Below are 21,881 nucleotides of genomic sequence, written 5' to 3'. Positions count from 1 at the left end.
AAAGGATACTAACTATGCGAAAAATAGTAAGTGGATGTTTAATATCCGTTATTACATTAGGAAATAGTTTTTATCAAGCGATTAATAATCATAAAATTAATGAAATTTATTCTCATAATTATTTTGAAATCTTACAACGCGAAAAAGTTTCTTTTGACCGGAATGTTGATTTTATTAACTTAATTATGCAACCTAACGATGATATTTCTGGATGGTTTATAGATATTTTAAAAGAAAATCATAAAACTAAGTTAGATAGTAATGATAAAATATTTTTAAGCAAGTGAGATAATATTTTGACTCGCAAAGCATCTAACAAGGCCAGTAAAATAAAAGATGGATTGGAAACAATTGGATCATATTTTGAGTTTAATACTTTAGAAGCAATAAACAATATTTGAAACGATAATGATGAAGTTAATTGAATGCCTTTTTTTAAAATTAATACTGTAGGTGAAATGAAACAAGCATTTATATCTTTCTTTGGACAATTAAATTTTCTTTATGGTAAAAAATTCTTGAAAAATAGTTTAACAAAACTTCAATGAACTTATATTCAAAAATTGAATGGCTTGAATGGTATTGTTAATAAAGACAATGATAATCAAATGATAAATTTATTACTTTTTGGTGCTGGTGTTAATAAAGAAGATGCTTGAAAGTGATATCAAGGTGATTGAAATATAATTACTTATAATGGTCAAGAATTTAAAGATTATATTGTGAATCCTACTAGTGCTGCTCATAATGTTTTTGTTCATGAATATGGGCACTTAGTTTCTTATTATACATATTTTAAAAATAATAACCAAAGCGGAGCATTTCACCTTTGAGAATGATTAAATAAAAAAATAAATTTTAATAATTATTTATCGCAAATGTTATTTTCGTGAATTTTAGTTCCCAGTAATTATCATATTTTCTATCCGTTAGAATCTGCTTGAATTGAAGAGTGATTTGGTGAGGCTTTGGCCTATTGAATGTTAACTCCGAAGCATTTACGAACTTATGGATGAGAAATATTAAATCAATATTTTATGTTAGAGTTACCAAAAATTATTAAAAGTTAATTTAGTTAATTAATTTAGAAAATACTAAGAATTTTAAAATTCTTAGTATTTTTGTTTATTCCTATGATTTCTTGTTAATTTAAGAAATAGTAAATGCTTATTAATAAAATATTTGTTATAATAGTAAAAGTTATTACAATATTTTAAAACTGAATTAATTTGATATAATTTAATTAGTGAGGTAAGATATGAAAAATAATTTTGATATCATTAATAATACTGAATTTGATGTCACATTTTATACTGACTCGTGACATAAAATTTTAAATACCATAACCGATATGTTAAATATTGATGATGCTTTAGAATTATCGTTAAACATTATTAGTAAAGAAATGAGTTTGAAATTAAATCAAACTTATCGGCAAAAAAATTATGTTGCTGATGTGCTATCTTTTCCCGTTGAAGCAGATAATCAAAAGCTTTATGCGATGATTAATATGCGAATTTTAGGTGATATTTTTATTTGCTTTGAATTAGCACAAGAACAAGCCGATAAATATGAACATAGTTTATTGCGCGAGTTATCGTTCTTATTTTTACACGGTTTATTACATTTATTGGGATATGATCATCAAACTAAATCAGAAGAAGATATCATGTTTGCTTTACAAGATGAAGTATTAACAAAACTAAAAATTCCTAGAAATAAATAGAGGAGAAATTATGGAAAAAGATTATTTAAAAATATTAAAAGAGTTAAGTAATAATTCTTATAGTCCATATTCAAAGTTTCAAGTAGCAGCAATATTACAAATAAAGGATGATATAATAATTAAAGGTGTTAATGTTGAAAATATCGCTTATGGTGAAACTATTTGTGCTGAAAGAGTAGCTTTGATGCAAGCCTATACGCAAGGTTTTACAAAAGGAGATTTAATTGCCATTCATCTTTATACAAAAACAGGAATAACTCCTTGTGGTAGTTGTCGGCAAGTAATGAGTGAATTATTAACGGCAAATTGTCAAGTTTATATTTATAATGAAACAGAAATAGTTGGTGTATATAAGAATGAACAATTATTGCCGAATCGTTTTAAATCAATTAACTAAATAACATTAGGATAAAGAAATATGTTTAAAATAAGTTATAGTAATGGAGCATAATTTTATGAAGGAAACAAATAGTAATTTATTATTAGTTGACATAAAAAATTTAAGTAAAAAATATCGTCAAAAATGAGCTTTACAAGATATTAATTTGCAAATTTATTGTGGCGAGCGAATTGGTTTAATTGGCGCTAATGGTAGTGGCAAATCAACCATTTCAGAAATTATTGCGGGAATAAGAAAGCCAACAGCAGGAGTAGTTTGAAAAAAGTCAGAATTAGTTATTGGGATTCAGTTTCAAGATTCTAAATATCCGATGGGTATTACTATTTTAGATATGATTCAATATTACTTAGAAACTTTTAATATTAAATATCATTATGATGATTTAGAAAATTTGTTAAAAACATATCAACTAGATGGTATTAAGAAAAAACAAATTAATTCTTTATCTGGGGGTCAACAACAAAGATTAAATATTTTATTAGCAGTTATTCATAAACCGCAATTAATTATTTTAGATGAAGTATCAACAGGTTTAGATATTGAAGTGCGTGAAGATATTTTTGAATTTTTAGAAGAAAATATTGTTAAGAAAAATGTAACGATGATTTTAGTAACCCATATTATGAGTGAAGTAGAAAAGTTTTGTGAAAAAATCATTTTTTTACATAATGGTTTAATTAAAGAACAAATTACTGTTAAAGAAGTTATTGAACAATATGGTACCGTTGCTGAATATACAAAGGTAAAATTTAAATTTTATAAAGAACAAGATAAAAATAATAATTCTTTTTTAATGATTGATAATGAAAGGAAAAAAAATAATGTTCAATAATTTGCTGACAGAAAAAAGATTATTTAAAAGTTTTTTTAAACTTTTAATTCGTTATTATTCTCGCGGATATATGGCCATTAGTTATTTAATTTTTTTTCCTTTAATGATATTAATAATTGATTTCATTGTTTTTTCCAGTGAATTACCTAATGTTGATGATGAATTTTTATTAAGCAAAATAAAAAATATGATTGCGGGGGCATTAATGATTCAAGTAATGATTATTGGGTTTCAAATTATTTCAGGAACAATTGTTGAATTTCGTAATTCAATAATTATTAAACATTTTGGATCAATTAATATGAAACCTAGAACTTTTTTCTTAACTGTTATTTTATTTGGTTGTATTTTAAGTTTATTTACAATTTTAATAACATTATTTTGAACTATCATTATTTTTGGGCGTCAATTTAATATTAGTGAACTTTTAAGTTTTATTAATTTACCAGTTATTGGTTATTTAATATTTTCTATTATTATTAGTATTAGTTTTGGAGTTTTATTAGCAACATTTTTTAAAACTCAAAAACAACATATGTTAATTTCTAATGCTTTATTTTTACCAATGATGCTTTTTAGTGGCGTATTTTTATCAAATTTAAATTTTGATAAGAATTTAATTTTTAAGATTTTTAGTTATTTATCAATTTTTAAATATCCAAGTAGTTTATTAATGAATAATATTGCTAACAATAGTATCTTATCCAACACAAATTTTATTATTAATATTTTAGTTTCTAGTGCTTTACCCTTAATATTTATTGGCGTTGCGATTAAATGGTGAAAATGATATGAATAATAATTTTCGTTCTGGTTTTATTGCCATTGTTGGTGAACCAAATGTTGGTAAATCTACTTTATTAAATACTTTAATGTTAAAAAAAATTGCTATTGTTAGTAATAAACCGCAAACAACAAGAAATCGAATTCAAGGAATTTTGACTACCGATGATTATCAAATAATTTTTATTGATAGTCCAGGAATTCATAAGTCTACTAATGAATTAGGAAAAAGTTTAAATCGGGTGGCAATGCAAAGTACTAAAGGTGTTGAAGGTATTTTATGATTAGTTAATAGTTATGAAGAAATTTCATTAACACATCAATATATATATAAGTCTTTGCAGGAACGAGAAGTACCAATTTTTTTAGAATTGACAAAAATTGATTTAATTACTTCTGAGCAATTAGAGCAAAAAATTAAATTATGAAATGAACGATTTAATGTTCAAGAAATTATTGGTATTAGTTGTTTAAAAAATATTAATATTAGTTTTTTATTAAATAAGCTGATGATGACATTACCGCTTGGACCGCAGTATTTTCCTAAAAATATGTTTCAAGATCAACAAGAAGATTTTTTTGTTAAAGAAATTATTCGTGAGAAAATTCTCTTATTAACTCATCAAGAAGTACCACACGGTGTTGCAATTTTAATTGAGGAATTTAAAAAAGAAAGAACAAAAAAAATTATTCGTGTAATCGCTACTATTGTTGTTGAAAGAGATTCGCAAAAAGGAATTTTAATTGGTAATGGTGGTAAAATGATTAAAAATATTGGTTCGCAAGCAAGAATTGAATTAGAAGAAATTTTTGCAACCCAATTTTATTTAGAATTATTCGTTAAAGTAATAAAAAAATGAAGAGATAGTCCTAACATATTAGCAAAATTAGGTTATGGTAAAAAATAAAGGAAATAAAGTGCATTGACAACAAAAATTTCGGGAATAATTGTTAATAAACAAGATTATCAATTGGTTGATGCCATTGTTAATATTTATACTATTAATGGCATTATTGCTATTTATTGTCCAGGGGTACGAAAAATCACTTCTAAAAATCAAGCATTTTTACAATTATTTAATTATTGTGAATTTGAATTATTTTTTGCTTATAGTAAAAATAAAATGCATCGCTTAAAAACCGGAGTTATTCTTGAAACATTCCCTAATATTCATAGTAACTATGAACGCTTAATGGTCACTAATTATTTAGTTAAACTTTATAGTGAACTTAGTGAGGATACTAATATTATTTTTAATGAATTATTAGTTATTTTACAAACTATTAATAATGATAAAAATGAAGTTAAAAAACTTTTCTGTTTTTTTAACTTTTAAAGTGTTAAAACTTTTAGGATTACAATTGCAACTAAACCATTGTAGCATTTGTAAAAGTAATAAGAATATTAAAACAATAAATTGATCAGCTGGTGGGTTTGTTTGTCGTGGTTGTTTTAAAAACGAACAACAAATATTTCCAATTTCACTTTTACAAGCACTATATGAATTAAATCATGAACCAGAATTTGAACAATGAGAGATTAATCAAGATGATTTATATGTTCTAATTCCATTTTATTATGAATATCTAAGCGAGCGCGGAGTTTTAAGTTATCAATCTTTAAAACCGATTAAAGAAAAATGAATTTTATCATCACTCTTTATTTAAAGAGTGATTTTTTATTTTTTTAAAAAGGAATTAATTCGTTATTTTGTTAATTAAATTTTGAAAGGAGTGATATTAGATTAATAATCCCCAATTAATTAGTGAAAATCATCGTACTACTGTTAGTTATTTTAATAATAATGATTCCAGTTTACGATATAATCAGATTATATTTTTACCAGATTTTACACTTTATTTTGTTCCTTTAATGCATCCTGAATTAGGCAATTCTTATGTTTTAACATTTTATTTAACTATTTTAAAAGGTAAAAATAACGATGCTGGTGGTAATTTAACAAAACTTTATGGCATTCATAAATTTGATAATTTACAGTTTTCTTTTAATGTTAATGAGAATTATGAAAATAAGGGGTGTCGGGCAATAGTACCAGATATTGGTACTGTTGATTTAACAATTCCCAATGATGGCACAGCGTATTCATTTTCATCAAAAAATAAAAAAGCATGAAAAGTTCTTATTCCTCAAAAATGTTTTTTTGAAAATAAAATGAATAAAATTTATTATTCATTTCAGCAAACAAAAAATGAAAATACAGTTATTAGCATTGATAGTCATAAATCAATGGGAGTAATTAACTTTCAATATCATTCGCTCTTAAACTATAATGTTAGTTTAGAAGGCGATGAAACGGTGCAGATTAATAATCCGTTAGCATATAATTTTATGCCTATTGTTAATGAATGAATAGCTAAAGTAGAAGATATTATAGTTTCAGAACCAATAACAGAAACTATTTTTTTAAAAAATAATGATTCCACAACTTATGAATATCCTCGTGTAATTAGATCATTATTTTATTTTTATCATCAATTATCAACAATAAATTGAACTCATTTAGAAGACAAAGCTGATAAAGAGATAAGGACAAAAATTATTCAACAGTATGAACGACCTTTATTGGAACCTAGTGCTGTTTCAACAATTAAAGACTATTATTTAACAAATAAAACACCAGTAAAAATTAAAAGTGTATTTCACACCTCTAATATGGTTTATTACTATTTTCAAAAATTTCAAGAAACTGTTAATCTTAGTTCTAGTTCAGCGATTTATTCAAATAGCCAAGGAATAATATTGCCTTTTGAATATCAAAATTGAAGGGGAAACATTAGTACTAAACTTAAAATTAAAACGATTACTACTGATTTAATATTAAATATTAGTCAAAATCTTTTTATTAAAAAATCATTAACGCAAGATTCTAATATTTTGCAAATAGCTATTCCTGCTGATGAAAAAATAATTTATGATTTTGAACAATCATTATTAATTAGTAGTGAACAAGTTAAATGATGATATGTAAATGGTAATTTAAGTCAAAAGGAATATGAAAAATTTATTTTGCAAGGAGATATTAATTAAAAAATGTTTTATAAAATTAAGCGTTTATTGTTTGTTTCAATTTTAATATTTTCTTGATTAGTCTCATTAGTTTTTATTTTCTTTTTTAAAGAAAATAATATTAATATTACTAATGCTGAGAAAATAATTTACAATAAAGATAATTCTAATAAAAATATTAATTCTAAAAAATTAAATCCGGCAATAAAAGTAGGATGGCTTAAACAAGCATTTTATTATTTAGATCAACATATTTTTCAAAGACTTTTTATTCAAGAGTGAATAAGATTATTTCCTAATTTACCACAAAATAAGTTGCGGTTTTTATATATCACTGATAATTGCCCATTACCAATTGCAGTTAAAGTTATTTATCAAAATCCTTTTAATAATTTTATTTTACAGCAATGAAAATTTGTTATTAATTAAAAGCATCTAATAACATTGATTTTTATGTTAATATTAAATTAAGTAATAAGTTTTTAATTAAATAAGGAAAGGAATGTTTATTGCAATAATATTTTCTAGAAAATAAATCAGTTATTAGAATTTTAAAATAGGAGATAGACAGAATGAGAGGCAAAAGATTTATTAAAAGTTTTATTAATATTTTAGGAATTACAATCATTATTAATTTAATTTTATTATTAGTAAATAAATCTTCATTAGGAGAAATGGCATCAAAAATAACTGTCGGAACCACTCAAAATGAAAAATTTAGTTATGCTGGCTGATCAATGGTTCAGTGATTAATAAATTTTACTATTATTGGTTTTATTATTACAATTTATTTTTGAGCAACGCAACAACCATCAATGGCAGAAAGGTTTAGCGGGTTAAAACAAAAAGGTTAAAAGTAGAAAACATATATTTTAAATACCTGATAAGCAAACTATCAGGCATTTTTATGATTTAATATTTTTAAAGAAGGATTTCTTTATTGAAAATTAGCAAAATAATTTGTATAATATAATTTATAAATGAAAGAGGGATTTAATATTGAAAAAAGGATATTGAAGTTTAACAATCGCAAGAATTTTATTATTGTTAGCTTTGATTTTTATTATTATTCAATATATAATCTCATTAAGCTATGTTCAAAATAAAATTAATGATATTTTTACCAATGCTTTAGATAGCAGTAATTTGCAACAACATGTATTGGCAGAATTTAAACCAATACAAGATTTTTTTCCTTTAATTATTATTGTAGCATTATGTTTAAGTTTAAGTTTATGAATAATTGTTATTACTAGTATTTTATTTATTAACAAAAAGGGTATTTGTTTTTATGGACCATTTGTCTTATTGTTTTTAGTAATATTAAAAATAATATTATTAATAATGGTAACATTTTATAACGAAATTATTGTTGATGATTTAAATTTTTTTGCTCAAAGTCATAAGTGAAAGTTAACAATTATTAAAAATCAATTTCAAAGAATCTTACAATTTAATATTAATGATATTTTTAACATTATTAGCATTATTTTATTATTATGTAGTACTACAATACTGTTATGAATATTTATTTTTAAAAAACAAGAATATTCATTTTTACTTTTTAAAAATAAGCAAGAGTTATTTTCTTATCTTAAAATAAATTATAAGCAATTATCAATTATTTCATAGAAATGGATTACAATACAAATGAAATTTCAAAAAACAATATTTTTTTATATTATTATAATGATGCTAACAACATTAATATTGTTTTTTATTATTTTAGTTAATTTAAATAAACCAACAATATTTTATAATAATTTAAATTTAAATAAACCGGTTGATAATGTTATTCTTGTTGGTGTTGATGGTGTATCTTCTGCTAATGTATTTAAAAATAAATATCCTAATTTCCAAAAAATTATTAATAAAGGAATTTATAGTAAAACAGCATTAAATAATGGAACAATTCATTCGGATTCTAATTGGTCTTCGGTCTTAACTGCCACTAGTGATGATATTCAAAAAAAACACTGAAATAATCACGAGGTAACCGATTGTAGTCAATATTTGCAACAAAACCAAGATAATTGATGAATTGATAATCATAATTCAAAATGTTATTGAAACCCATTAAAAGTACCACCATTATCAATTATGAAGTATATTGATATGTTTAATACAAAAAATAGTCATAATTCTTCGCAATATTATGGGACTTATGATTTTACAATGGATGTAATCTTAAAAAGTGAATTATATCGCCAATATGCCAGTAGGGCGTGGAACAAGAAAATTGCTGCTAATATTCAAGATAATATTAAGGAAAATATTAATAATTCAAAGAAAAAATATCAAGAGGGTTTTTTTAAACAAGATAAGGTTTTAGATATTTTACAACACACACAACTAGATCGGATGAGTATATATAATTGTTTGCCTGGGTCATACGATCGGTTAGTAAAAATAGATCAAGCAGCTGTTAACTTATTTTTAAATGATACTAAGGATAAAAAGTTAGGTCCGTTATCATTTCTATATTTAGCTAGTACTGATTTATTAGCACACGCTAAATATGGTAATAGCGGTTATTATGACCAGTATTTGCTTAGTAATGTTGATATGTGACTAGAAAATATATTAAATGCTTTAGAAAGGGCAGAATATGATAATTACTTATTAATTTTTGTTTCTGATCACGGACATATTGGTAAGAATCATACTTTTTATGCACCATTAGAATTACAAATTCCTTTTATAATGTATCATCCTCATAATAGAAAAAATGGCATATTGGGATATCAAATTAGTAATATGGATCTAACACCAATAATTGCCAGTGCTTTAGGATTACCAATATTAAAAACTTATAAAAATATTTTAGGTGAAATTCAACCTTGATGAAATTATCAAAGTAGAATATTGGGTGTATTTCAAGATGAAAAATAATAAAGTAATTTTACAAATAGGATTTATTACAACAACAATTTTATATTTATTTTTACAAACTAATCTTTTTTTTGCTAGTTTTATGATTGATTTTGAAGAATATTTGTTAGTTCTTAAAAATATTTTTTTAACTTTAAATGTAATGCTTTTAGGATATTTTAGTATTAGTTTTAAATGAACTAAAAAGCAAGCACATTGAATATGATTTTTTATTATTTCACTAATGATTATGATGGCGTTGCTAATGGTAGTAATTAATTTTATTGGTGTTTATGGTCATTGAACAGGATTACCAGAACAATATTTAGCAATAATGGATTTTTTAAGTTATTTAACATATGAACGCGGAAGTATTTATGTAACATTACTTTTTATGGTTTGTTATTTAATTCGTCTCGTATTATTTAAAGGAAATATCATTAGAAAAACTAAAACGATTACTATTACGCTTATAACATTATTAGTAGTTGTTTTAGTAATAGTCATTGCTTTATCGATTACTGTTCTTATATATGACTGCCAATACATTTCTAAAATTGGAATATATCAACGAAGCAATTTCTTTTATAGTTTAGAAGAACCTACTGTTATTGCAGGAATATTTTTTCTTTGTGCTTTTATGATTGGTTTATGTTTTCATTATTTTCAAGGTTCATTTTATTTAAAAAAACTTGCGCATAATTATTTATTAATGTGACAGTTAATGGTAGTTTTTTTAGTTATTATTATTTATTTTACTAGTCAATTAATATTTTATAGTCATAGTACTATTGGTATAAATTATTTATTAATTAGTTTTCTGTTATTAACAGTTTTAAGTACTTTAGAAACTAATTCGCAAAATAAAATTGGATTGAAAAGTAATAATATATTTAATACCACAATAATAATGATGCCATGTGGCATCGCTTTAACTTATATTTTAGATTTTAGTCGTGATTTTCGTGCAACATTTTTTATTTCTTTAATTTCTGCTATTTATTCACATTGATTTTTATTATTGCTATGAACTTTGGGGCATTTAATAATAATTTATTTTATTTGTTTTATAATTAAAAAAATTTCATTTTATTTATTTATTAAATTATCCAATAGATTAAAACTTTATCCAATAATAATTGGTGCCAATGTTAATCAAAAAGAGAAGGAGAGAAAAATTTAAAAATGTTAACCAGTGTTCATAATTATCCTAAATGGTATCAAAACTACCATTTCTATGTTCAATTATCATTTTTTATAGTTTCTTTAGGAAGTTTATCGTGACATTATTGATTTTTAGTTTTCAATGAAGCATTAATAAATCCTGAATATTGTTCTGATGTTTTAGCATGAGATTTTTTTGGTTATTGAAGTATGCAATCAACAGTAATTGTATTATTTTATAGTTTATTAAATATCATTTATTATTTAAAACCTAATATTGCTTTACAATGGGTGACTAATTTTCATATTCGTAATTTTACTAATATATTTTTAGTAATTGCAATGATTTCTTATTATGTAGCTATTATTATTGGTCCACCACCAATTAACGACTTAACAAAAAAATTTGCTTATCGTAATTATTGAATTCCCACTCATATTCAACATTTTTGTTTACCAATTTTAATGTTAGTATACTCATTATTTGCACCATCATCATATATTTCATTATCAAAATACTTAAAGAAAAATCTTTATCTTTATTATCTATACCCAATGTTTTATGGTTTTTTTGTATTATTACGAGGTCATATTAAAATCATAACCGAACAAGGCAATAATGATTATGATTGAACTCGTTATTATCCATATTTCTTTTTTAATGTGCAACAAACTTCTCTTAATGGGTGACTAGTCTTTTTTATTGCTTATATTATTTTCTTTTTAGTATTTTTAATTTTAGGAAGTACATTTATATATATAAATAATCTTCTTGTATTACGAAGACAAGATTATCCGCAATAGGGGAGTAATAAATAAAAATGTCTTAAAATTTTAAGACATTTTTATTTATTATATTATTATTTATATTTTTTAGTTTTATTTTTAGTAGCATAGCTATTATTATTTTTAGAATAAATTTTGTCTAAATATTTTTTACCAGTCATACTAATTTCTTGTTTTCATCGCCTATTTATTTTTTTAATTATTGTCTCTTGTACGGTCATTTGTGATTTTTTTTCCGATATGATGAACGCGATGGGTTCTTCAATGGCCGGTGATGGTGATTGAGATGATGGTGAAACATCAAGTAATCAATCTCGCCAAGAAAAACCACTTGACTTTCGCCATTTCTGACATGCCACCGAGGGAATGAGTTCGCGCGCTGGCATTGTTGGTTTAGCGGGCTTTGGACTTGGTGTCTCACAACCCTAGCAACAAGTAAACTAGTTGGAGCAACTCGCGGTGGTGGAGCAAAAGGATTCTGAAAACAAGTTGGAACCGGCATTGCCACACCATTCGTAGCAACTTATAAAAAAATCAACCCACAACTAGCAAGCAAAGGAAATGAAACCAATCAAGGACACACACAAAGACATACACGTAATAAAACAGAATCTTTAAACAAAAAACTGGGAAAAGTAGAAAGCAAATTTACTAGCAAAAATAGTTTTTCATATCTTAAACCAAAGACACAAAGTGAGTTGAGACATAATAAAAAAGTTTCAGTTCAAAACTTAAATGAAAAACAAACAAAGATTAATAAAGATATTCAAGAACATAATGATAAATCAGATGCCAGACAGAAAAAAAGAGATGAAAAAGCTGTCAAAAAAACAGAAAAGAAAAAGTCATAAGTAAAAAAACACCTGACAAATTTTATAATTGCGGTATAGTCCACCAATCAATTTAGAAAATGATTTAAAAGTTAATTTAAAAACCAATATTGATTTAGAAAAAAGACCCACCCCGTTTTAATCCAACAGCACCAAGTTTTACAAAAAATATTAATTGAAATGATGATATTTATGCTGAAACTGGTGGAACTTGGAGTGGTGATTATACAGAAAAAGTAGAATCACCATATTTTAGTTGCGTCTAAACAGTATTCATCAATCGAAGTTATTTCTACTTTATTGGTAAAATTATTTACTAATAAATTGAAAATTTTATGTGAATACTCAATATAAAGTTTACGATTGATGTTAATACAAATTAATGTCGGACATAACGCTTTTGCTTGATATAAGGGCATGGCGGTTTTAATATTATATTTTCTCGCTTCATAGTTAGCTGAAGCAACAATTGCTCTTCTGGATTGACTACTAACAACAATAGGTTTGGAAACAATCCTTGGATCAATAACTTGATGACAACTAGCAAAAAAAGCATTCATATCAATATAAAATATCACTTTCATCTTTTAACTTATCCTTTTTAGTTAATATAAAATCTATTTGGTGGTATTTTTAAGGGTATTAAAAGCATCATCTACTAATTTTATAACATCAATTTCTTTACTTTGTAAAAGGTTATTGAAAGATAAATGAGCTAAATATTCAATATTTCCTTTCTTATGGCCAACGATTGGACTATAAATTAAACCTTGTAAAGAAAAACCATATTCTTTAAAAAAAGCAATTAAATTATTTAATACTTGATAATGCACTATGGGGTTTTTAACAACGCCCCCCTTTTCAATTTGCGTTCTACTACTTTCAAATTGTGGTTTAATTAAACAAACTAATTGACCTAGGGGCATTAAAATTTCTGTTAAAACCGGAATAATTTTTGTTAATGAAATAAAGGCAACATCAATAGCACAAAAACTAATATTATCTTTAAACATTTCTTTCTTGGCATAACGAAAATTAGTATTTTCCATAACAATTACTTGAGGGTGAATTCGTAATTTTCAAGCTAATTGATTAGTACCGACATCTAAACTATAAACCAATTTTGCTTGATTTTGTAATATACAATCAGTAAAACCACCCGTAGAAGAACCGATATCTAAACATACAAGATTTTCTAAATTGATATTAAACGCTTTAAGAGCTTTACTTAATTTATATCCCCCACGAGAAACAAATTGATTATTTTGTTTTTTTATTCTAATAATACTGTTAAGGGCAACTAAAGTTCCTGACTTAATAATTAATTCCTCATTTACAAGTACTTGATGATTAATAATGGCACTTTGAGCTTCAGTTCGGGAATGAAATAATTCTTTTTGAACTAATAACATATCTAATCGGATTTTTTTCATTGTTGTTCTTCACTTACGATAAATTTTTCATTTTGTTTATTGATTTGTTATTGAGGATAATAAATTCGTTAAATTCTAAAGGATATATTGTAGCAATAGCATTAATATATTTTTCCATAATATTAAGCTTTACAATTAAAAGATTTTGTGTTGGCAATTGGTCTAATAAAGAAGGAATTTTAGCTTTTCGGGCTAAGGTTTCACGATGTAATAAAAAATATAATGCTAAATAAAAACCAAAATTATAATAATAAGTTTTGTTATTTTCTTTGTGATTAAAAATTGCTACCGATTCAAATGAATTACCAATCAGATGGGCGAGAAGATAAAATTTTTCATTTCTTACTAATTCTAAACCTTTTAACTCGTCAATATTTTTAATTTTACTATTATAGGTATCTTGTAATTGTAATTCAATTGGTGATTTAATTGCAGAACTAACTGCTAAGTTTTGAAAAAATTCATTAATTACTTTCAGATTTTTAATTTTTTTAATTTCTAAATCAAAAAGATAAATTTGACTACAAACTATAGCTTTGCAAGAAATTAAATGACGAATAAATAACTCGGGACTTAATTTTTCATTAACAATTAATAGACCTAATGCTTGCATAAAAATACTATGTTTAGTAACAACATTTAAAATATACAAACCATCTTGGATAATTTCTGGATTATTGGTTTGTTTTATGGTTTTAATTAATGTTTTCTTTGCTAATTTAATAGATTTCTTCAATAATTCATTTCCCATAGTTGTCATCCTTGTTAGTTTTTTTCTCATTATCAGCAATACTTTGCAAAATGCCATTAATATATTTATATTCAGTATTGATGAAATACTTTTTAGTAATAAGAACTGCTTCATTAATAATAATTGCTGAATTTTCCTTTAAAATCAGTAATTCATAAGTTGCTCACAATAAAATCCCTTGCTCTAAATTAGATAATTTAGAAAAATGTCACCCTACTTTTAAGTACTTATTAATAATTTTAATTATAATTTTTCGTTGTTCGAAAAGATGGATTAAATTATTAATAATTTCCGCATTAAAATCTGCTTCATTTTCTTTAATTTCTTTAATAATTGTTTCTAAGTCATAATTTAATAATTGTTGTTGATAGATAAAAAAAATTATGCTTTCTCTTATATTATGCTGTGAATTTTTTTCCATATCTTTACCACCGTTATTACTAATTTTAGCATAAAAGAAAGCATATTTTCTATTAAATAGAAAATATGCTTAATTCAAATATTTTATTATTCTTTAATATGTTTTTCATTAATATAATTTTCATATTCGGCATCTGTTAGTACCTTATCAAAATTACCAATAATGGTATTTGCTTGTAATGATTGAATAACAATTCTAACAAAATCTTTAAAATCAGAATTTTCAGTAACTAAGCGATCAATTGTTGCTCAATCAAGAGTTTCTTTTTCTTTTGCTGGAAATAAAATAATATTTTGCTTAATATTATTAGGATTTAGCTTAATAACACCAATATTAAAAGCATCATTAAGTCTTTTTAATTCATTAATAAAGTCCATTACTTTCAGAAATTTTTAAGGTTACTAAATACCCTTCATTGGCTCAAGATGAATTTGATACTGCTTGAAAATAAGATTCACGAAGATTAGCAAAACTTAATTCTTTTTTTAATTCAAATGAATAAAACTTTGTTTTCAAAGCTCCTAAATATTCTTTTTGTAACTTTAAAGTTTTTTTACTAAAATCATTAAATGGAAAATGAACGCCAACAATATCAGGATGCAATCATTTATTTTTACCAGAAACTTTTTTACTTGAAAGTTCATGGAAAATTGTTTTACTAGAAATGTTAAAAGCAGAATTATGTAAAAATTTGACGACAACGGAATGTAAATCTCTTTCATTAAATACAGAATGATTTCTTGTTTTATCCAATTTAATATTTCCATTTTCAATATTATTTGATATATTGTTAGTATTTACTTCTTCAAGTTGTTTTGCTTTTGATGTTTTGTCAATTGGTTCCAACCTTTCTGTTATATTGCTTTCGTTCTTTAAAGCGAACTTACCAGACTCACGATATCAAATAAAATTTGAATGGTGTAATATACCACAGATGTTTTGCACAATCAATAAAAATCTTAAAAAAGGAGAAATTAATTTATTAATTTATGATAAGATGTAAGAATATAAATTTAAAATTAATAAAGGATAAAATATTATGAAAAAATTTCTAAGTACTTTAGGTGCAATTACATTAGTAGGAACAAATGTAACAAGTTTAGTTGCTTGTAATGGCAAATCTGAAACAAATAAATTACCACAACAAAATAATTTAGAGAGCTTATTTTATGATAAACATAATGTATTTTATAAATCAGCAATTTGAAATAATAAACTTTATGTAAGCGGGACAAAAGATGACGAAAAAAAGTTTTATGAATTAGATTTAGATGATCCGAATAAAAAACTTAATGAAATTGAAGGTATTAATGATGAAATTTGAAGTTTGCTTGTTGTAAATGATAAACTACTTTACATTGGAACAAAAAATTATGGTTTATATGTAATTGAGCTTAATGATTCAAAAAAACAACCTAAAAAAATAGAAGGAATAAGTAATTGAGTTGATAGTTTGCTTGTTGTAAATGATAAACTTTATGTTGGAGGAAGTGATGGTTTATATGTAATTGAGCTTAATGATTCAAAAAAACAACCTAAAAAAAATGATAGTATTCCAAATAATATTCCATATGAAAAAAATAGACTTGAAACGCTTTCTTCTTATAAAGATAATATTTATATTGGAATAGAAACAAAATATTTTGGAAATGAAGGTAAAATTTTTAAATTAAATACAAAAACTAATGATTTTTCTATTTTTAAAGAAAAAGATAACAATAACGATAATTTAAGAACTATTTATGTTTCATATGTTGTAAATAATAAACTTTACTTTCATACAAGAAATTCTTGATATTCTGATCCAGGAAATGGGAAATTATATGAATTAGATTTAGATGATTCCAATAAAAAACCTATAGAAATTAAAAACATTAATTGTTCGGTTTGAAGTTTAATTGCTATAAATGATAAACTTTATGTTGGAGGAAGTGAGGGCGGGGTGCATAACTTAAAGGTAGATAATGAAAAAGACCTTTTTTCATTCAATTGTAAATTCATTATACATTTATTAATCAAATTTGCAAAACAAAAATTACAAACTTATTAAATTCGCACATTTTTAAAAATATTAAATTGAAAAATTATTGTTTAGTTTATATGTTCTTCCATTTAGCATGTTTTTAAGCACGGCCAGCGAAAATATCTTACTTCCATAACCTAGACATGATTTCACTAATCTAGATACATCAGATTCAGCTGATACTCCAATATTCCAACTTTCTCCTTGATGTATAATGCCAACTTGATTATTTTTAAAGTACTTAAATATTTCTTTTGGGGCATAAATTTTTAATAATTCCATTAAATTGTCATATTCACCAGAATAAAAATAATTAATAGCTTTTTGAAAAAGTTCTTTGCCATGATATAACTTTGAAAATAAAAATACTTTTCTTAATTCTCTTACAGCATGATGTCGATCTAAAATATATTTAGCTCCCATAAAAGATGCCAGTTGTTTAATTCATGTTGCACCATCCCCGCCAACGACTAATTTAGCATTATCAAAATTTTCATAAAATTGTGATCCTAATTCAAGTAATTTTTTTGATAAGTCTTTAGTTGGCAATCTTTCATCCTTACCAATAAAGAATGTAGTTCTCTTATTTTTCAATTTCTTTCTTTTCTTATTAATTGTTTTTTCATCATAACCAGTACAAAAAGAAATAGTTCTAATTTGAGTATCTTTATTTCTTTTAAATTTTTTCCACCTTTTCTTTTTAAATCTATCTGTATTGGCGAAAGAATCATCAGTATAAATATAAACAATTTGTTTATCTTCTAATAATATTTTTTTATTTACTTGATTTCTTTTATCATCATTTTTAACTGATTTAAATATTCTAGAAATTGTCATGGGTGATAATTTTGTTTCAGGATACATGTCAATAATATCTTGATATCTTTTGCCTGATCCTAATTCATTTTTTATTAATTCTATTAATTGAGTATCTAATTTAGAATATTTTTTTAAATTGAGTTCCTCGTCAATTAGTGCAACATATTTTCACTTTTTATTTGTATAATATTTATAGATATGTCTTTTAAAAGTTAGCTTTCCAAACTCGGTAGTAATTGTTCGAGGTTTGATTTTTACAGCGATATATATTTTTTTATTTCTACTTTTAAAAATTTGGATATCCCGTATTTCAATTTCTTCTTTTCTTTTATTTAATAAATTTTTATATTCTTTTTCTCTATCAAATAACATTTTTTGCCTCCATATATAACTTTAATTATATTTATGTAAAAACAAAAAACTAAATCATTTTTAGGCACAATATACTTCATTTTCTATTTCCTTTTTTATTTTTTTCTATATCAAACACATAAAACAGTTAATATCCATAGATAATATTAATATAATGAAAAAAATAACTAATTACTCACAATTAAATAAAAAATATGACTTAAATTTTAGTGACAATAACTTTGGTTTTACTTGAGAAATTTTTAAGGAACTAGTTGGCGATGATTGGGCAGAATATTTTACAACGAGGTGTTTTTATAGATTTGTGCCTACTGCTAGAATGACCTTTAAAACTTGAAACTGTTTAGCTTGAGATTTATGAATTTGTTGTAACTTTACAGATACATCCGCTCAAGAAGTACGACGCTATGAAAATACACACCCTGAAACAACAATTGCTGATTTACATAATTTATGTCAATATTTAGAAGAAAAGTATGGCGTTCAAATTGGACCCGAACACTCTAAGGTGACTGGGATAGTTTGAAAATTGAATAAAGAAGGCGGAGAAATAATTTTTCCTTCCAATCAACGAATAACTTTTATTGGTTATGCCAACGGTAATAGAATTTTTGGAACAGCTGTAAAAGGTTCTAGTTTTTTGTGTTCACGAACTGACGAAATAATTATGGCAGAAGAAAAAGAAACTTTGACTGATAAACAACTAATTTATAGATATGAGCGTTTACAAATGTCAATGTTTCGTAGCAATCGGATTAAAGTTTCTGACAAACCCATAAAAGAACTTTCTTGAACCTTTGTTGATAAAATGACAGGACAACAAGAAACTCGCTACTTATGAAAAAGTTTTTTTGTCGCGTTCACTTGCAACCCCTATGATAAATATCACCCATTTTATGAAAAATACTGTACGCCATTTTTACCATTAAACGACAAGATAATGAATTTATTAAAAGAAACTGGTAAAGTCTGATACGAAAATGAAAAAGAATTTGAGGGTTTAGGAATTTTTGTTTTAAGACTAACATTAGACTCTACTTGAAATAAATTGCCAGAAATTTCAAGAAAAAAAGTAAACCAACTTAAAAAAGATAACCCCGATGAATATGCTATTGTAAAATATGGTTTTGAGTACTCAGACAGTGATAGTACTATCTTTCCGTTTCGAAAACATTTAAAATATACACAAAAATACGATTTAAAAGATTTTTATGTCGCCACTATTGATATGTATAAATTTGATTTTTATAGTATCGGGGTTGATTGAGCAACTGGGCCAATCGACCATACTGTGCTAAAATTTTGGGGATTTCAAGAATATAAAAAAACTGAACTTTACGATCCATATTTAATATGTGAAATTGTTGTAACCCCCGAAGATAATTTTTCTGAAAATGAAAAAATTAGTTATTTTATAGAAGAAATCATGACTTTAAGAGCAAATTTTTATAATTTTGATCATGTTATTTTTAATTATGATGATAAAGCAAAAACCGCTATGGAATGAATTAAAACAAAATTAATCGAAGATTATAGTTTTAACATTCGTACCAGCACAGCCATTAAGCACACAACACCATTAACCAAAGAAGCCGGTTTAACAGACCGCGTTATTTGAATGCGTAATTTGTTTGGATTTGGTAATTGTCATATAAATTTACAGAATAATCCTTTTACTGCCAAATGCTACGAAGAATTACGATATGATGAAAAACGCACTAATGTTCCTGACCCAAAAATGTATCTCGATCCTTATGATGCAGACTTTTATGCGTTATATGCTGTAAGACAGTTTATTCGTGGAAAACAAAATAAAAATTTATTTTATATAATTTAATTATAATGTTTTAAGTCTTCAAGTAAAAAAGTCTTGTAACGGAAATTTTTATTTTCTTTAACATTTTTAAAACAATTCGTAACATGTTTTTTAAATGCCTTATGCTCCATATCCAAAATGAGGTGCGATTTAAATGGGCAATATTTACAATTAAAATTTAAAGAACACTTTAAAATATAATTGTTTAAACTATTTTTATCAAATTCTAACTTTATTAATGTGTTTCCGCTTAGCATGCTATCATTTTTCAAGCACGGGAAATCCTTTTTAAAAATAGGAATACAATTAAAAGCTGCTACTGTTTTTATTTTTTTATAAGATACTATTTTTGAAAGTAAACAAAAACTATTGTTATTTATATAACAAATTAAAATATGAGGATGCTTTTTATTATCTTTACTATCCATTGGTAAAACCAAATTAAAAATTGAACCCAACTTAAACATATTAATTATTTTAATTTTTCTAAATATAAATCTACAAATACAACTCAGAAAAATGATCTATTGCAATCTTATATTCTTTTTTATAAAAATCAATATAATTTCTAACATCCATTTTACCGTCGTCAATATTTTTTTCACTTTTTTGAAATGCTTCCTTTCAGCATTGATCATAATGTGTTATTTCAAATAGTTCATCAGGGTTTGCGTCTTCAAAAAATAAATAAATATTATCAATAAAACTTTTAATTTCTTTACTTAAATTAATTTCGCTTTTTGTATTAAAAATTAAAGGTTTATTATGTTGTTTGCGAATACTTATAATAACAGGTCCATTGTTATAAGCTACTTCTTCGTTTACACTAAATAAAGGTTTATTCTTAATTAATAAATGAAAAACTTGTGCTAAATGAAGCAATTTATGAAGCATAAATTCCCCCTTATACATTTTTAAGCCATTTTTTTTAAAAAGTTGTTTTGAGTTAAATAAAGCTGGATTTTTATGAATTAAATATTTTGCCATATCCATAACATTATTATTTTCCATAATTAAAACCCCCTATCATTATTAACTTAATTATACACTATTTTTTAAAAAAACTCTGGGGGCAATCAGTTATCTATAAATATAACATATTTTATAAAGATGCTTTTTATTTATTATTTTTACTATCCATTGGTAAAACCAAATTAAAAATCCAACCTCGCGTAAACATATTTAATTATTTTAATCTTTAACCAATAATTTAGAAATTGCTTTCATAAACTTATCTTTCTTATTTAACTCTACACCACTTTTAATCATTTCATCACTGTAACTAATTGTTTTTCTTTTCATTTTAATTTCCCTCCTTAAACTTAATTCACAATTATATATAACTTAATATTATAGACTATTTTTAAAAAAGTAAGACTCTGGGAGGGTTGACTTTCACAAAATCTGCGTGTATAATCTACGTGTATAATCTAGTTGTTTATTAAATTAAAAAAATTACGGAAGTTCTTTCAATAAAGTTAGGGTCCCCAAGGTCCTGCTAAACGCGGACCCCTACCAGGTTGAAAAGCGGTGCCGAGATTTTTTGTAAGCTTAATAAAATTCTAGTATATTGACGCTTCGTTTGTGGAAGCAACCCGACCAGCCGATAATTATCAAGAGTTTATATATTCTTTAAATTCAAAAACTAAAAAGAGACCTTAATAAAAAGGTCTCTTTTTAGCCCAAATTAATTAATTTTTTGAGGAGTTATTTAAATGTCAAAAAAAAAAAAAATGAATTACTACATGTAGGTATACTACTCACTTTAATAGTATTTACTTTTGTAGGAATAATTTTAGGAATAGTAGCTTATAGCAGAAGTAACA

At 24.7% G+C, this 21,881-nt stretch carries 29 protein-coding genes; 19 read left to right on the top strand and 10 right to left on the bottom strand.

The window, feature by feature from the left end:
• Window positions 1–14 precede the first annotated feature (14 nt).
• From AAHM88_RS04725 to AAHM88_RS04655, 15 genes are all read left to right on the top strand, one after another.
• On the top strand, window positions 15–1,070 hold the full coding sequence (locus tag AAHM88_RS04725; RefSeq protein WP_342262392.1) for a hypothetical protein: 1,056 nt from the start codon (window positions 15–17) through the stop codon (window positions 1,068–1,070).
• A gap of 188 nt (window positions 1,071–1,258) precedes the next feature.
• Window positions 1,259–1,726, top strand: coding sequence for an rRNA maturation RNase YbeY (gene ybeY, locus AAHM88_RS04720; protein ID WP_342190163.1), 468 nt, complete (start codon window positions 1,259–1,261; stop codon window positions 1,724–1,726).
• Window positions 1,727–1,736: 10 nt separating this feature from the next.
• On the top strand, window positions 1,737–2,123 hold the full coding sequence (gene cdd, locus AAHM88_RS04715; protein WP_342262391.1) for a cytidine deaminase: 387 nt from the start codon (window positions 1,737–1,739) through the stop codon (window positions 2,121–2,123).
• A 58-nt stretch (window positions 2,124–2,181) separates the two neighbouring features.
• Complete coding sequence (locus AAHM88_RS04710) at window positions 2,182–2,958, top strand: ABC transporter ATP-binding protein (protein WP_342262390.1); 777 nt, start codon at window positions 2,182–2,184, stop codon at window positions 2,956–2,958.
• On the top strand, window positions 2,948–3,757 hold the full coding sequence (locus tag AAHM88_RS04705) for an ABC transporter permease (protein WP_342262389.1): 810 nt from the start codon (window positions 2,948–2,950) through the stop codon (window positions 3,755–3,757). Before AAHM88_RS04710 ends, AAHM88_RS04705 begins: the two co-directional genes overlap by 11 nt.
• A complete protein-coding gene (era, locus tag AAHM88_RS04700) occupies window positions 3,750–4,649 on the top strand; it encodes a GTPase Era (RefSeq protein WP_342262388.1) in 900 nt (299 codons plus the stop codon). The genes AAHM88_RS04705 and era overlap by 8 nt, the downstream gene beginning before the upstream one ends.
• Before the next feature lie 15 nt (window positions 4,650–4,664).
• Complete coding sequence (gene recO / locus AAHM88_RS04695) at window positions 4,665–5,078, top strand: DNA repair protein RecO (protein WP_342262387.1); 414 nt, start codon at window positions 4,665–4,667, stop codon at window positions 5,076–5,078.
• A gap of 1 nt (window position 5,079) precedes the next feature.
• Window positions 5,080–5,409 (top strand): DNA repair protein RecO C-terminal domain-containing protein, encoded by a 330-nt coding sequence (locus tag AAHM88_RS04690; protein ID WP_342262386.1) that lies wholly within the window; start codon window positions 5,080–5,082, stop codon window positions 5,407–5,409.
• Between the two features lie 205 nt (window positions 5,410–5,614).
• Window positions 5,615–6,790 carry a hypothetical protein gene (locus AAHM88_RS04685; RefSeq protein ID WP_342262385.1) on the top strand — a complete coding sequence of 392 codons (1,176 nt, stop codon included), beginning with the start codon at window positions 5,615–5,617 and terminating at the stop codon, window positions 6,788–6,790.
• Window positions 6,791–6,793: 3 nt separating this feature from the next.
• On the top strand, window positions 6,794–7,198 hold the full coding sequence (locus AAHM88_RS04680) for a hypothetical protein (protein WP_342262384.1): 405 nt from the start codon (window positions 6,794–6,796) through the stop codon (window positions 7,196–7,198).
• A gap of 143 nt (window positions 7,199–7,341) precedes the next feature.
• The gene (locus AAHM88_RS04675) at window positions 7,342–7,623 is read left to right on the top strand and encodes a hypothetical protein (protein ID WP_342190156.1); all 282 of its coding nucleotides are present in this window, start codon (window positions 7,342–7,344) and stop codon (window positions 7,621–7,623) included.
• 145 nt (window positions 7,624–7,768) lie between these two features.
• The gene (locus tag AAHM88_RS04670) at window positions 7,769–8,401 is read left to right on the top strand and encodes a hypothetical protein (RefSeq protein ID WP_342262383.1); all 633 of its coding nucleotides are present in this window, start codon (window positions 7,769–7,771) and stop codon (window positions 8,399–8,401) included.
• 18 nt (window positions 8,402–8,419) lie between these two features.
• Window positions 8,420–9,661, top strand: a complete 1,242-nt coding sequence (locus AAHM88_RS04665) for an alkaline phosphatase family protein (RefSeq protein WP_342262382.1) — start codon at window positions 8,420–8,422, stop codon at window positions 9,659–9,661.
• Window positions 9,651–10,823 carry a hypothetical protein gene (locus tag AAHM88_RS04660; RefSeq protein WP_342262381.1) on the top strand — a complete coding sequence of 391 codons (1,173 nt, stop codon included), beginning with the start codon at window positions 9,651–9,653 and terminating at the stop codon, window positions 10,821–10,823. Before AAHM88_RS04665 ends, AAHM88_RS04660 begins: the two co-directional genes overlap by 11 nt.
• A gap of 2 nt (window positions 10,824–10,825) precedes the next feature.
• On the top strand, window positions 10,826–11,608 hold the full coding sequence (locus AAHM88_RS04655; RefSeq protein WP_342262380.1) for a hypothetical protein: 783 nt from the start codon (window positions 10,826–10,828) through the stop codon (window positions 11,606–11,608).
• Window positions 11,609–11,664: 56 nt separating this feature from the next.
• Here AAHM88_RS04655 and AAHM88_RS04650 read toward each other — a convergent pair whose 3' ends face one another.
• Window positions 11,665–11,811, bottom strand: a complete 147-nt coding sequence (locus AAHM88_RS04650; protein ID WP_215826105.1) for a hypothetical protein — start codon at window positions 11,809–11,811, stop codon at window positions 11,665–11,667.
• Window positions 11,812–11,830: 19 nt separating this feature from the next.
• On the opposite strand from AAHM88_RS04650, the gene AAHM88_RS04645 reads away from it, so the two are divergent.
• Both AAHM88_RS04645 and AAHM88_RS04640 read left to right on the top strand, forming a co-directional pair.
• The gene (locus AAHM88_RS04645; protein WP_342262379.1) at window positions 11,831–12,019 is read left to right on the top strand and encodes a hypothetical protein; all 189 of its coding nucleotides are present in this window, start codon (window positions 11,831–11,833) and stop codon (window positions 12,017–12,019) included.
• Window positions 12,020–12,288: 269 nt separating this feature from the next.
• Window positions 12,289–12,441 carry a hypothetical protein gene (locus AAHM88_RS04640; RefSeq protein WP_342262378.1) on the top strand — a complete coding sequence of 51 codons (153 nt, stop codon included), beginning with the start codon at window positions 12,289–12,291 and terminating at the stop codon, window positions 12,439–12,441.
• Between the two features lie 71 nt (window positions 12,442–12,512).
• Here the strand turns inward: AAHM88_RS04640 and AAHM88_RS04635 are convergent, their stop codons facing one another.
• From AAHM88_RS04635 to AAHM88_RS04610, 6 genes are all read right to left on the bottom strand, one after another.
• Window positions 12,513–12,980, bottom strand: coding sequence for a hypothetical protein (locus tag AAHM88_RS04635; protein WP_342263326.1), 468 nt, complete (start codon window positions 12,978–12,980; stop codon window positions 12,513–12,515).
• A 57-nt stretch (window positions 12,981–13,037) separates the two neighbouring features.
• The gene (locus tag AAHM88_RS04630) at window positions 13,038–13,853 is read right to left on the bottom strand and encodes a TlyA family RNA methyltransferase (RefSeq protein WP_342262377.1); all 816 of its coding nucleotides are present in this window, start codon (window positions 13,851–13,853) and stop codon (window positions 13,038–13,040) included.
• Between the two features lie 13 nt (window positions 13,854–13,866).
• Entirely contained in the window at window positions 13,867–14,604 is a 738-nt protein-coding gene (locus AAHM88_RS04625) for a hypothetical protein (RefSeq protein ID WP_342262376.1), read from the bottom strand.
• Window positions 14,573–15,025, bottom strand: a complete 453-nt coding sequence (locus AAHM88_RS04620) for a transcription antitermination factor NusB (protein WP_342262375.1) — start codon at window positions 15,023–15,025, stop codon at window positions 14,573–14,575. Before AAHM88_RS04620 ends, AAHM88_RS04625 begins: the two co-directional genes overlap by 32 nt.
• An 86-nt stretch (window positions 15,026–15,111) precedes the next feature.
• Window positions 15,112–15,402: a hypothetical protein gene (locus AAHM88_RS04615; RefSeq protein ID WP_342262374.1), complete on the bottom strand. Its 291-nt coding sequence runs from the start codon at window positions 15,400–15,402 to the stop codon at window positions 15,112–15,114.
• On the bottom strand, window positions 15,389–15,970 hold the full coding sequence (locus AAHM88_RS04610; RefSeq protein WP_342262373.1) for a hypothetical protein: 582 nt from the start codon (window positions 15,968–15,970) through the stop codon (window positions 15,389–15,391). Before AAHM88_RS04610 ends, AAHM88_RS04615 begins: the two co-directional genes overlap by 14 nt.
• A 94-nt stretch (window positions 15,971–16,064) precedes the next feature.
• Between AAHM88_RS04610 and AAHM88_RS04605 the strand changes: the two genes are divergently transcribed.
• On the top strand, window positions 16,065–17,075 hold the full coding sequence (locus AAHM88_RS04605; RefSeq protein ID WP_342262372.1) for a hypothetical protein: 1,011 nt from the start codon (window positions 16,065–16,067) through the stop codon (window positions 17,073–17,075).
• A 21-nt stretch (window positions 17,076–17,096) separates the two neighbouring features.
• On the opposite strand, the gene AAHM88_RS04600 is transcribed toward AAHM88_RS04605, so the two are convergent.
• Window positions 17,097–18,239 (bottom strand): Mbov_0401 family ICE element transposase-like protein, encoded by a 1,143-nt coding sequence (locus tag AAHM88_RS04600; protein WP_342262371.1) that lies wholly within the window; start codon window positions 18,237–18,239, stop codon window positions 17,097–17,099.
• Between the two features lie 154 nt (window positions 18,240–18,393).
• Between AAHM88_RS04600 and AAHM88_RS04595 the strand changes: the two genes are divergently transcribed.
• A complete protein-coding gene (locus AAHM88_RS04595; protein WP_342262370.1) occupies window positions 18,394–20,076 on the top strand; it encodes a hypothetical protein in 1,683 nt (560 codons plus the stop codon).
• On the opposite strand, the gene AAHM88_RS04590 is transcribed toward AAHM88_RS04595, so the two are convergent.
• Window positions 20,073–20,522, bottom strand: coding sequence for a hypothetical protein (locus AAHM88_RS04590; RefSeq protein ID WP_342262369.1), 450 nt, complete (start codon window positions 20,520–20,522; stop codon window positions 20,073–20,075). The two genes, AAHM88_RS04595 and AAHM88_RS04590, sit on opposite strands and share 4 nt — an antisense overlap.
• A 31-nt stretch (window positions 20,523–20,553) precedes the next feature.
• A complete protein-coding gene (locus AAHM88_RS04585; RefSeq protein WP_342262368.1) occupies window positions 20,554–21,066 on the bottom strand; it encodes a Panacea domain-containing protein in 513 nt (170 codons plus the stop codon).
• Between the last annotated feature and the right edge of the window lie 815 nt (window positions 21,067–21,881).

This window comes from Spiroplasma endosymbiont of Dromius quadrimaculatus (assembly GCF_964031155.1).
Lineage (GTDB): Bacteria > Bacillota_I > Bacilli_A > Mycoplasmatales > Nriv7 > Nriv7.
The sequence above is the reverse complement of the archived record's forward strand: the minus strand, read 5'-3'. Positions and strand labels throughout refer to the sequence as shown.